Origin of the sequence: Aquiflexum balticum DSM 16537 (assembly GCF_900176595.1) — a bacterium.
Taxonomy (GTDB): domain Bacteria; phylum Bacteroidota; class Bacteroidia; order Cytophagales; family Cyclobacteriaceae; genus Aquiflexum; species Aquiflexum balticum.
Genome location: NZ_LT838813.1, coordinates 4,512,908 through 4,525,877 on the forward strand (window position 1 = coordinate 4,512,908; position 12,970 = coordinate 4,525,877).

Here is a 12,970-nt window from a genome sequence, read left to right on the forward strand (position 1 = left end):
CTCAAGTCAAACAAAAGATAAAAGTATGAATAATCAGAATCATTTAAAAAACAACCCGGTCAAAAATTTCTCTCTTATGCCAAGGTTATTGGAATCTTTGCAAAAACAAAAAATATAATTTTTAAAAAGTCCCAAAAACCTTTAAAAACCCATTGATAGTATTGAGGCATGATGGCTTAATCAATAAAATTCAATCCACATGATCACTGGGAAATTCTACAAATGTGGGAAGTTTATTCTTCATGAAATTCAGGTTAATAGTCACCCATATTACCGGACCATGGTTGATTCTGGCCACGGTGGGACTGGTATTGATATACCTGATCACATATCCCAGAGAGTAAACAAAATTCCCTTTACCCAGCTGTCCCAAAAAATGTGTCCTATGCTCATGCCTGACTCCATTGGGACCTGGACCTGTCCGGAACAATGCTTCATTGAGCATCGTCGTTGTAAACCGGGTATTTTTGCTGATGACATTGCCCCAGGCATACCTCAGGGCATTGTTAAAACGCCACCTGTGATTGAAAGAAAAACCATCCGCCAGATTCCCCGCTTCAAGATTTTGAATAAAGCGGGCATCATACCTGAACCTGAAACTGGTACTCAGCTTTTTAGTGGAAGGTACCCTGTAAATGGTCTGCATCCAGGGTCGGTGTTCCGGTCTGATCAGGCTTCCTTCTGAATTCGGAGTTCCTAATTTCAAAAAGCCATAACCAACGGTAGTGACAAAATTGTCTCTTTTAGGGTGGTAGGTAAGACCAGTCCTATAAATAAAAAACAACTCGTTGACAAAATGGGCATCATTCCATACAGCAAGTCTATTTGAAACCTGAGCGGAAGTCATTACTCCCCACCACACTTCATTAACAAAGGAAATTTCCTGCTGGGCAATACCGGAATGAAATACAAAACAAAAAATCAAAATCTTAATAAAACGCATCATTGTTTGTTTAAAACCAACCCTGCAAACATACAAATTTGATGGCAGAGTGGCTTTGAGATTTTCTAAAGAAATCCGGATACTACGAATTAATTATTTGTTGAGCACTTCTATCAACGGCGCTCCTGTTGCCCCGGAAGGTGCATTTATCCTAAAATACAGGGAAAGAGTCAGCGCAATATCCACAGTTTCTACCTCTCTGAAAATAGTTTTTGGCTTAAGCCCGTTGCCGGCAAAAATAATGGGGACAAAGGTATCATACCGCCAAGGAGAGCCATGGGTACTAGCTACCGTAAGCCCATCAAAATCGTTGACGAACCAATGGGGCTCAAGTACCAGATAAATATCACCGGAACGTTTGGGATTGAAATTCCGAAGTATCTGCCGGTACAGTCGGGTATCTGGCATTTTTCCCTCGATCAAGTCAATACTTGGTACTGCATATGCTATACCATTAATTTTTGTGAGTTCCCCGGCAATGGTACGGGAGACTTCATCAATATCCAGTTTGTGTTTTTTAAGAATTTCCTTATTCAGGTAGATATAGGGATGATTATAACCAGAAATTATTTCCGAGGCTTCCCCATATATGGATTTGATATTTGCAATGACCTGTTGTTTTTCCAAACTGTCAGGATTAAAATATTGCGCCTCTATGCCAAAACCATTTAACCTCCCGGGGACTTCGGCCGCACCGTGGTCAGAGGAAAGGACGATAAGGGTATTTTCGAGACCAATATGCTTATCTACAAACTCAAAAAGTTCAGACAAGATCTTGTCTACTCGAAGTAGATTGTCTTCGAGTTCAAGACTTGAGGGTCCGAAGACATGTCCTACATAGTCAGTGGAGGAAAAACTGATAGATAGATAATCGGTGATTTCATCTTGCCCCAGCCTTTCCTGGATAATCAGTTCCTGGGCAAATTTATGGGTGAGCTCATCACCGGCCGGACTAAGCGTCAAAAGCGTTGTGAATAGTTGGCTATCAGCAGGGCCGAAGGAATGGGGAAAAACAACACCAAAACCCGGAAGGTTGATTTCCCAGGGCATATCATCATAATCACCAAAGGTATATGTGGATTTATCATGCATCAAATCCCAATTGGTATTGGCATAGGCCTGTGCAAAACCTTTCTTATTCCAGGCATCGACCCATGAAGGATAAGCATCATAATAATAGGTGCTGCTTACAAAACCACCGCTGGTCTTTGAAAACCAAAAGGCTTTACCTGCATGACCAGCCATTGTAACAGCACCTCTGTCCTTTACAGATACGCCAAAGATCTTTGCCTTCCCATTGGTGCTAAGTGTAAGTTCGTCACTGAAAGTGGTAGTCAACAGGTTTGCAGGAGACCTACCATCAGACATACCCACCTTTATAGTTGGATCTTTTTCAATGCTTATGCCCGAAGTCGATGCTTCACCAAGTATAGCATATCGACTATCTTCGATATTATAAACCAACCGCCCCAGTTCCCTATCAAACCAAACATTCCCTATCAGACCATGGTCAGCAGGATCCGCTCCGGTTGCCAGCGTTGCATGTCCTACAACAGTTTCGGTATTGGCATGACGGTGGTGGGCATTTTCATAAACGACCCCATTTTCATAGAGATATCGGAATCCCCCTGGTCCGAATCGATCAATTATTGATGCCGGCATATCCCCTCTGAGTTGATCTATGGTGATCTGTAATATCAATCTTGGAGAATTCTCTAGTACACCCTGTGCTTTGCCATGTGCTATGGTTAGCATAACAATAGCAGCTACTAAAAATAATTGCAAACTTGTTTTGATTCTTACAGGCATTTTCAATTTTAGCTTTGATCTGTTAAGGTAATGCTTAATTATATTTAAAAAAAACAGTAAACCAATCGCCCACCCTGCTAATGCAAGATGGGCGATATATACTCAATCCACCACTTCAAAATCAGGCAATACAAAGGTCTTGTCAAAGTAAGCCTGCAATGGCGCATATAACCTAAAGATTACAAACCAGCCATCAGTGCCTACCGCCTTCATGTAGTTGCTTTCATAACCTTCCGGTGCCTTGGCACCAATGTAGATGTCAATGGATCCATCCGCATTGCGTTTGATGTCCTGCATCCTGCTGTTGATGGCCACCGAACTTACCTTTGGATTTGGGTCTCCGTTATCATAATGACGCCTGGTATCCTGACTGTACAAATCCACCGCCCAGAATTGGGCAGTCGGCACATCAGCAGGAACTCTCAACCGGTAGGTCTTATCCGCCCGAAAAAAATTGCCCTTGCTGTCGCGTTTGGCAGCCAGGTAAACCTGACCTTTTCCGATATAAGGGTTAACCATGCCTTCGCTGCTGGTAACGGCATCATAAAACCAGGCCGTGCGCTCGTCAAGCTCCACCTTGGTATAAGTAATCTGCGGAATAGAAAAATCTATCGTCTTATACCATTGCGACTCCGGCCAATAGGAAATTTAACCTTCTAAAAAAAAATCAAGTATGGCTTCCCTCAAATATCCTGTTAAAACTCTTTCCAAAAATCCTATTCTATTTACTTCAAATGAACTCCGTTGCCCTTCAAATCATAGGAAAGCAAACGGCAAAAATGCTAAGCGAATAAATCTGTTTCTCCAATATCTTGTCCCCACTGACATTTTCATTTAAAAATCACCCAATCATTTCCACAATAAAAAGTAAATTTGATATTTAGGTTAGAATTAGAAGATATTATAAATATGGAAGGAACAAGTTTGACTCCCCAACAAGAAAAAATCAACGCCCTCCGTGAGGTATTGCCGGAGGTGTTCAGCGAGGGAAAAATTGATTGGGAAAAACTGAAAGCCACTTTGGGGGAAAACATCAATTTTTCAAACGAACGCTATGTACTGAATTGGGCAGGGAAAAGCGATGCCTTTAAGGTCTTACAGACTCCATCTTCCAAGACTTTGATTCCTGCCAAAGATGAAAGCATCAACTTTGACGAAACCGAAAACATATTTATAGAAGGAGAAAATCTGGAAGTGCTCAAAGTACTTCAAAAAAGCTACTTCGGTAAAGTCAAAATGATCTATATAGATCCGCCTTACAACACAGGAAATGATTCCTTTATCTATCCGGACAAGTTCAGTGAAAGTAAAGCCGATTATGAAAAACGTGTAGGAGACAAGGATGAAGAGGGCTTCCTGACCAAAGATGGCATGTTCCGAAAGAACAGCAAAGAAAATGGTCAATACCACAGCAATTGGCTCAATATGATGATGCCGCGGCTTTACTTGGCCAAAAACCTAATGCGTCAGGATGGGGTGATTTTTGTTTCCATTGATGACAATGAAGTGCATAATCTTCGGTTATTGATGAATGAAATTTTTGGGGAGGAGAATTTTGTTGGAAATATTATCTGGAAAAATGTAACCGATAACAATCCAACAAATATTGCTATTGAACATGAGTATGTTATTTGCTTCGCAAAAAATAAAAATAACATTGAACCAATATGGAAATCTAAAATTTCCGATGTGAAAGACTTGTTAATTCAAGTTGGCGAAAATTTAATTTCCCGGTTCAAAGATCCCATAGAATTACAAGAGCAATATTCGAAATGGTTTAGGGAAAATAAAAATCAACTTTGGCCACTCGAAAACTATAAGTTTATAGACACTCATGGCATATATTCGGGAGAAAGAGGTGTACATAACCCGGGCAAAGAGGGGTATCGTTACGATATAATTCATCCTGTAACAAAAAAGGCATGTAAACAACCTTTAATGGGATATAGGTTTCCAGAAGATACGATGAAAAAAATGATTGATGATGGAAAAATCATTTTTGGCGATGACGAAGATAAATTGGTAGAAATAAAAGTTTACGCAAAAGATTATTTACAAAAATTAAGTTCAATCCTTCAAATTGATGGGAGAACAGGAGCTAATGAATTAAAAGCTCTTTTTCCTGAAATGAAAAAAGTGTTTACTAATCCAAAAACAATAAAAATGCTTGAAGAATTAATTTCCTTTTCAAGTGATGGGAAAGATATAATTCTTGATTTTTTTGGAGGATCAGGGTCTACTGCTCACGCAGTAATGAAACTGAATAAAGAAATTGAAATTCCAAGGCAGTATATTTTAGTACAACTTCCTGAGCAAAGTGATGCAAAATCAGAGTCCTACAATTCTGGATACCCACTCATTACTGATATAACAAAAGAACGGATCCGCAGGTCAGCCAATAAAATCAAAGCCGAAATCGACACCGAAATCATAAAGCTTCAATCTGAAATCCAAAAGCTTCAGGGTGAACTCCCAACAGAAGAAACCCTCAACAAAATCTCAAATCTCCGGTCTCAAATCTCAAATCTAAAATCCCAGGACTTGGGTTTCAAGGTAATGAAACTGGAAGAAAGCAACTTCAAACAATGGCAACAGATAGAAGGGCATGATGTCAAGGCCCTTGCCGAACAGATCAAATTGTTTGTAGACCCTGTTTCAGAATCTGCTACGATTGAAAATATGGTGTACGAACTGCTCTTAAAAAGCGGAAAAGACCTGAACAGCACCATCAGACAAAAAGAAGGCTATTTTACTATCAATGACAATGAATTAGTTTTTATATTAGAAAAAGCAAATCAGGATATTTTGGATGAGGTAATTTCCCTCAAACCCATAAAAGTGATTGCTTTGGATAGACTTTTCAAAGGCAATGACCAACTGAAAACAAATGCCGTATTGCAGATGCGTGATGCAGGAGTGGAATTTAAAACGATATAAGCTATGCCGATAGATAGGATAAGGATACAAAACTTTAAGTCTATAAGAGACTCGGGTGATATCAAAATTGCACCGATCAATATTTTGATAGGTGCAAATGGGGTGGGCAAAAGCAATTTTATTTCATTCTTTAAGATGCTGAACAGCATTTCCAAAAAGCGTTTGGAATTTTTTGTCGCAGATAATGGCTATGAAAACAGCTTACTTTATTTTGGTAGAAAAAAATCCAAATCCATTGAAGGAAGCATTATTTTTAAACCCCTGGATAAAAATACAAATAACCGATATGATTTTAAGTTGGTGCCCAAATCTCAGTCTTCGGGATTCTATTTTGAAAGAGATGAAGGAGGGTTCAACTCTTTTGCCAGAGGTTATAATGAATCATGGAGTTTTGAAGATCTGGGAGGAAAAGGGAAAACCGAAAGTGGTATCTTTGAAAATGGATTGACAAGAGCAGAGTTTTTAAGAGCACATTTCAGTAGTTTCAATGTGTTTCACTTTCATGACACAAGTTCCAGTTCTTCTCTAAGACAGCCTAGCAAAACACTGGACTACCGCTATTTAAAATCAGATGGAAGTAATTTGGCGGCATTTCTTTATAGGATTAAATCCACCCATCCAAAGCATTTCAAAATGATTGAATATACAATCGGTTCAGTAGCTCCATTTTTTGAAAGATTTGATTTGGAACCCGATGCCAAAAACCCCGAGGTTATCTTCTTGAATTGGTTTGAAAAAGGCTCTGATGAATACTTTAATGCTTTCCATCTTTCTGATGGAACACTGAGATTTATAGCCCTCACCACGCTTTTATTACAACCTGATTTACCAAGTACCATTATTTTGGATGAACCTGAATTGGGTTTACATCCGATTGCAATATCCAAATTAGCAGGGATGGTCAAAAAAGCCTCCGTAAATTCCCAAATAATCATTGCCACACAATCTGTAAACTTAGTGAATGAATTTTCCGCTGATGATATTTTGGTGGCAAATAGAGAGGATAATCAGACCGTTTTCAAAAGGCAATCTGCCCAAGCTTTGGAAAATTGGTTGGAAGAGTATTCTGTAGGCGAATTGTGGGAGAAAAATGTAATTGGCGGCCGGATATGATGCGGGGTATTTATATTATTTGTGAAGGACAAACAGAAGAAGAGTTTGTAAATGGAATTTTAAGGCCCTATTTTAATTCTCATCAAATTTTTGATGTTCGCCCGATATTAATGTCAACCAGCAAAGGACATAAGGGGGGAGATGTTAAATATGAGCGTTTGAAATTTAATATTGAGAGACTTATTCAAGCTGAAAATGAAATCATTGTAACAACTTTCATTGATTTTTTTAGATTGAAAAATGACTTCCCGCAATTTGAACGCGCACTGACGATCCAAGACAAAATAGAAAGAGTAACGTTTTTGGAAAGATCGATGTCAGCGGCGATAAACCTTGGGCGGTTTATTCCTTATATCCAACTTCACGAATTTGAAGGATTGTTATTTTCTTCCACATCAGGATTTGAATTTTTACCGGATTTAAAACCTGGCAACCTCGCTACACTGATTTCGGCAGTATCAGAAAAAGAAAACCCGGAATTATTAAATGATGGCGAATTGACTGCACCATCCAAAAGATTAGAGAGGTTGATACCTGGATTTGATAATAATAAACCTTTTTATGGGGGAATTATCGCAGAAATAAATACCATAGAAGCAATACTTGAAAGATGTGTCAGGTTTAAAAACTGGGTTGAAACTTTAATTTTTAAGATAAAGGAATGAAATTAACCTTTGAATCTAATCTCTCCTATCAGCAGGAAGCCATAAAATCTATCACAGATTTGTTTGAGGGCCAACCTTTGGAAGATTCTTTAATTGAATTCAATCTTAAAGAAGAAGGTACCTTGGACTTCATTAATGGTGTCAGCAACAACTTGATTTTATCCGAAGAACAAATCCTGGCAAACCTGAAAGGCATACAATCCGCCAATGAAATCTCTGTTTCAAAAAAATTGGATGGCATGCACTTCTCCATTGAAATGGAAACAGGCACAGGAAAGACCTATGTTTACCTGCGGACTATCTATGAACTGAACAAACTTTATGGATTCAAGAAATTTGTCATCGTAGTTCCCTCGGTTGCTATCCGTGAAGGAGTGTTGAAAAACCTGGAAATCACCCATGAACATTTTCAAACACTCTATGACAATGTCCCTATAAACTACCAAGTCTATGATGGCGCAAAGCCTTCCACACTAAGAGGCTTTACAACAAATCATAACATTGAAGTCCTGGTCATCAATATTGATTCTTTTGCCAAAGACATCAATATCATCAACAAACCCAATGACAAGCTAAACGGACAAAGACCTGTTGAATTTATCCAAGCTACCCATCCTATTGTAATCGTGGACGAGCCTCAAAACATGGAAACTGAAAAACGTAAAGCAGCTATTGAAAACCTGAATGCCCTGTGCACGCTCCGTTATTCTGCCACCCACAAAAACCAATACAACCTGACTTATAGCTTAAATCCTGTAAAGGCATACGATTTGGGATTGGTCAAACAAATAGAGGTTGATTCTATCATTGAAGAAAATGCATTCAATGATGCTTTTGTTTTTGTGGAATCCATCACCGCTACAAAATCCAAAGTATCCGCAAAGATTACCATAAACAGCAATGACAAAGGAGGGGTAAAGAAAAAGACCTTAACAGTAAATGTTGGAGATGATTTGTATAAGCTTTCCAATGAGCGGGAAATCTATGCAGATGGTTATATCATAGAAGAAATTGACGCTACAAATCAATGCATTTCTATTTCCAATGGCAATTTGCTTTATAAAGGAGACACCCAAGGTGGATTGACTTATGAGGTGATGAAATTTCAGATCAGGAAAACCATCGAAGAACATCTGAAGAAAGAAAAACGCCTCAATAAATCAGGGATAAAGGTTTTGTCCTTGATCTTTATCGACAAGGTGGCCAATTACCGGACTTATGATGATTCGGGAAATCCCAAAAAAGGGAAGTTTGCAAAATGGTTTGAAGAGATTTATCAGGAATTCATTTCAAAACCTGCTTTCAAGGAATTGGACAGGTTTTCTGTGGAAGAGACACACAACGGTTATTTTTCACAGGACAACAAAGGCAAGGTAAAAGACACATCAGGTGAAACCAAAGCCGATGATGATACTTACAATTTGATCATGAAAGACAAAGAAAAATTGTTGGGATTGGAGAATCCCTTACGGTTTATTTTTTCTCATTCCGCTTTGCGAGAAGGATGGGACAATCCCAATGTCTTTCAGATATGTACCCTGAACGAAACAAAATCCGATATTAAAAAGCGTCAGGAAATAGGAAGGGGATTAAGATTGGCGGTAGACCAATCAGGGAAACGTACCTATGACCCAAATGTCAACCAGCTTACAGTGATCGCAAATGAATCCTATGATGATTTTGCCAAAGCCCTTCAAAAAGAAATTGAGGAAGATTGTGGTGTTTCATTTACAGGAAGAATCAAAAGGTCAATAGATCGGACTCCCATAAAATACCGAAAGGGATTTGAAGCCGATCCTAGATTCTTGGAAATATGGGAAAAGCTAAAAAAGAAAACCAGTTACCGTGTCGATTACCAAACAGATGAATTGATCGTATTGGCCTCAAAAGCTGTAAAAAATATACCAGAAGTAAAACCGCCTTCGATCCGTTCTACAAAAGTCGGTATCAATATGAAAGGTGAGGGAGTAACGACATCTTATGTTGGTGAAGGGATAGAAACATATAACCGCAATACTTGGAAAATTCCTGATGTTTTGGGCTATATCCAAAGCAAAACTGAATTGACCCGATCAACCATTCAGGATATTTTAATCAGTTCAGGTAGAATAGAAGATGTTCTTATCAACCCGCAATTGTTTTTGGACTTTTCCATCCAAGCTATAAACAGAACTTTGAATTCTTTAATGATTGAGGGAATCAAATACCAGAAAATCGGAGGGGCTGAATATGAAATGTCATTATTTGAAGCGCAGGAATTGGATGTGTATCTGAATGATTTTTCCTTCAAAGTTTCCGATCCTTCAAAAACCATTTATGATGAATTTATCCCCTTGGATTCCGGTGTAGAAAGTCAATTTGCAAAAGATTGTGAAACAAGTGATCAGATCAAATTCTATTTCAAATTACCCACTTGGTTTAAAATCCCTACCCCGATTGGAAATTATAATCCTGATTGGGCTTTGGTATTCGAAGATGATCAAAAAATCTATTTCGTAGCAGAGACAAAAGATATAGGAAATCCACAAGATGCCTATTCAAATCTAAGAGTTAAGGAAAAAATGAAAATCGATTGTGGAAAAGCACATTTCAAAGAGTTTGAAAACCTGGAATACAGAGTCGTAAAAAAAGTCAGTGAGTTGATCAATTAATCTAACCTCACCTATTAAAATTGATTTTCTATCCAAGCCAATGTCAGAGTTCGCACTGACATTTTTTTTGTTTTAATATTCACTCAATAAAATTTCTAAAAGAGAAATCAGTAAGACAAATTGATTTTATCAGTCCCCTCTCCTCCTACTTCAGTACCTTATTTTGGTACTGAAGTATCCTTAGAAGGTACTGCTGTACACTAAAAGACTTCAGTTGAAGTCTCTTTTATTTCAGTTGAAGTATTTTTTGTTTCCAGTGAAGTAAAATTGATTTCAGGAGAATTGAATTTTACTTCACTTGAATTCTTTTTTGTTTCAGCTGTATTGAATTTGATTTCAGCTGAAATAGATTTTAATACGGTTGTTTTCTTTTTTGTTTCAGCTAAATTGAATTTGATTTCATGTGAAGTCTTTTTGACTTTCTATGAATGAAATGAAGCTACTTCAGTATGCTACAAGGGTTCACGAGTACCTTATGAAGGTACTGCAGTATGTCCATAGGGATGAGAGTTTTTACCGATATTATTACCTGAATCCAGGAAAATCTAAACAAAAAATATCAGCATTTGAAAAATGTCTCAAATAGGGCTGTTATATGTTTGGAATCCAGCTAAGTATCCATTTTGACTCAATCCACTACCGGAACTTCGTAAACATTATTCTTTTTTTCTTTACGTAAATCCAATTGATGAAAAAGCGTAATCCTGAATGAATGGATGGTCTGAAGCTCACGAAGCAAAGGCTGCTGGAGCAAAATCAATTGGTAAAGGACTGCCAGGCTAAGATTTCCTTTTGGAGAGATCATCACACCTGCCAAAGTCCTGTTCTGGTCAAACAGCATGTAACCCACGTTCTCCTTGTTGTGGATAAAAAATTCATTGGCAGCCTGCCACCTTAATTTGGTGGTTCTATCCGGACCCCTCTTAATGGGACCGTCCATTTGAAACAGGTAACGGTACCGGTTGGTAAGAAAAACATTGGTTGCTTCCGAATTGATGTCCGTAAATTGCTCCCGCCATCGATGTTCTATGCGAATCCTATGCACGAAATTATGTTTGGAATTACCATGGGTATACTGGGCCTGCTCGTAAATCCTGTTTTCATGCAACCATATCCGGTACCTTTCAGAAACATAGGTACCAAACCAAGCATAGCCTGCGGTAAACCTGAAACCGGTTTTGGTATGATAGGTCATGCCCATCCTGGCGGCAGATAAAGTGGAATTGAAGGGCACTACCCCATTGCTACGGTGATTGAGGTCAAAACCATAACCCCATCTGTCGGAAAACCTGCCCGTATGGTTATAGGTGTACCAATATTGAGGACGGTTGGATTGGGCCTGGATCTCCAAATTGACCATCAACAAAACAAAAAAAAGGAAAAACAGCCTCCAGTTTGATTTTATAATGGTACTGTTCAGGTTTTGGAATTTCATAGCTGCTGCATGATTGTTGATCTGCTTTGACAAAGAAATCCAACAAAATTCAATGTACCTAGACCTTGGTCTGTTTTTCACCTTTTTGCCCGTAATCAATCTAATTATTAACTCAATTTCTAAAACTCTGTGATTTGTTAAAAATATTCATTCAGGTTAAGAAATAAACCCTGGGCGCCGTTAGCACCAAAGCCATAATCAAGTCCGAGATTAACTCTTTTCTTCTCATTGATCATAAATCTCAAACCTCCGCCATAGCCAAAGACAAAATTACTGAAAGCATTGATGTTTTCAGTTCTGCTGCTTGCGGTAGTGGTATTCAGAAACAGTACTCCGCCCCATTTATCTTTATTCCTTTGTAAAGGAAAACGCCATTCGGTTTCCGCATAGACAAGGTCTTCACCCCTGATTCTACCCTGTGTATAGGGCCTACCTGACCTGGCAAACATATCCCAACCAATGGCCGGTAAGGCAAGGTAAGGTGAAGTACCGCTTGTTACAAACCAACCATAAGTCCAAAAAGCCAATACATTACGAGCACGGTTCTTATCCAGGTTGACATAAGTCCGGTATTCCATCCACAATTGGGAAGCGTTGGTGGTACTTCCCAGGAACTCCGGAAATGCCCTTAATGAAATGGCGGCCAATTGCCCTACATAGGGGTTTACTACATTGTCCCGGCTATCAAAGGTGGCGTTTGCAGAAAGTCCTGACTGAGAGTATTTTTCAGTATCGATTCCTTTTAAGTCTTGGTATCTGTAATGATGGGTAATTCTTTGGGGATCAGCATCAAGGTCAAGTTGTCTATCATCTATTGCCCAAAAGATATCCAAGTGATAGCCTATCCCATAGAAAAGATTGGTTTTCTTGTGCCTCATTTGTACGGTTTGATACAACCTGAAATTATTAAAATACATCATCTCCTGCTCCTGAAATGGCGGATAGGGATTGTCTGAAGGAGTATCGTTTCCACCTACCAAAGTGCTCTTGTCCAATACTGACCCCAGGCCATAAGTTGGCTGCGCATTGAGGTTAAAACGGATGTCAGTCAACAGATTGAATTTATCCTCTTTGGTAAAGGCATTTGCTCGAACGGAAGTAAAAAGTTGATTTAAGGTAGTATAATATACACCTATCAAGGCGGTAGAATTTCTGGTATCTTCCGGTGTTCCCATATTCCAATTGACTCCTGGCAATACACCAAACAAAACCCCCACGGTAGGGTTTGTGGCTACTACAGGAAGAATATTGATGTCTACCTTCTTTTCTTTTTTCTCTTTCTTGCCGCTTTCTTCCCCAGAATCCATCTCACTTTGGGCCAATAAGCTCACGGGGGTAAAAAATAAGAAAGCCAAAATCCAAATAACAGTAAATGTCTTTTTCATAATTTTTTAGATAAACAAATTTAACTTTTCGA

9 protein-coding genes are annotated in these 12,970 nt (G+C 38.7%); 4 read left to right on the top strand and 5 right to left on the bottom strand.

Annotated elements, in window-relative coordinates:
* Window positions 1-190: 190 nt before the first annotated feature.
* From B9A52_RS19080 to B9A52_RS19090, 3 genes are all read right to left on the bottom strand, one after another.
* A complete protein-coding gene (locus B9A52_RS19080; protein ID WP_084121966.1) occupies window positions 191-946 on the bottom strand; it encodes a porin family protein in 756 nt (251 codons plus the stop codon).
* A gap of 90 nt (window positions 947-1,036) precedes the next feature.
* Complete coding sequence (locus B9A52_RS19085; protein WP_084121967.1) at window positions 1,037-2,752, bottom strand: alkaline phosphatase family protein; 1,716 nt, start codon at window positions 2,750-2,752, stop codon at window positions 1,037-1,039.
* A gap of 102 nt (window positions 2,753-2,854) precedes the next feature.
* Window positions 2,855-3,328: a DUF1214 domain-containing protein gene (locus B9A52_RS19090; protein ID WP_231955320.1), complete on the bottom strand. Its 474-nt coding sequence runs from the start codon at window positions 3,326-3,328 to the stop codon at window positions 2,855-2,857.
* 333 nt (window positions 3,329-3,661) lie between these two features.
* Between B9A52_RS19090 and B9A52_RS19095 the strand changes: the two genes are divergently transcribed.
* Genes B9A52_RS19095 through B9A52_RS19110 form a run of 4 tightly spaced genes read left to right on the top strand, consistent with a single transcriptional unit; the run spans window position 3,662 to window position 10,118 of the window.
* On the top strand, window positions 3,662-5,689 hold the full coding sequence (locus tag B9A52_RS19095) for a site-specific DNA-methyltransferase (RefSeq protein WP_084121968.1): 2,028 nt from the start codon (window positions 3,662-3,664) through the stop codon (window positions 5,687-5,689).
* Window positions 5,690-5,692: 3 nt separating this feature from the next.
* Complete coding sequence (locus B9A52_RS19100; RefSeq protein WP_084121969.1) at window positions 5,693-6,802, top strand: AAA family ATPase; 1,110 nt, start codon at window positions 5,693-5,695, stop codon at window positions 6,800-6,802.
* Window positions 6,769-7,467, top strand: coding sequence for a DUF4276 family protein (locus B9A52_RS19105; protein WP_157370218.1), 699 nt, complete (start codon window positions 6,769-6,771; stop codon window positions 7,465-7,467). The genes B9A52_RS19100 and B9A52_RS19105 overlap by 34 nt, the downstream gene beginning before the upstream one ends.
* A complete protein-coding gene (locus B9A52_RS19110; RefSeq protein ID WP_084121971.1) occupies window positions 7,464-10,118 on the top strand; it encodes a restriction endonuclease in 2,655 nt (884 codons plus the stop codon). The genes B9A52_RS19105 and B9A52_RS19110 overlap by 4 nt, the downstream gene beginning before the upstream one ends.
* A gap of 628 nt (window positions 10,119-10,746) precedes the next feature.
* On the opposite strand, the gene B9A52_RS19115 is transcribed toward B9A52_RS19110, so the two are convergent.
* Both B9A52_RS19115 and B9A52_RS19120 read right to left on the bottom strand, forming a co-directional pair.
* Window positions 10,747-11,634 (bottom strand): DUF2490 domain-containing protein, encoded by an 888-nt coding sequence (locus B9A52_RS19115; RefSeq protein WP_231955321.1) that lies wholly within the window; start codon window positions 11,632-11,634, stop codon window positions 10,747-10,749.
* 56 nt (window positions 11,635-11,690) lie between these two features.
* Window positions 11,691-12,938, bottom strand: coding sequence for a BamA/TamA family outer membrane protein (locus B9A52_RS19120; protein WP_157370219.1), 1,248 nt, complete (start codon window positions 12,936-12,938; stop codon window positions 11,691-11,693).
* Window positions 12,939-12,970: the final 32 nt, after the last annotated feature.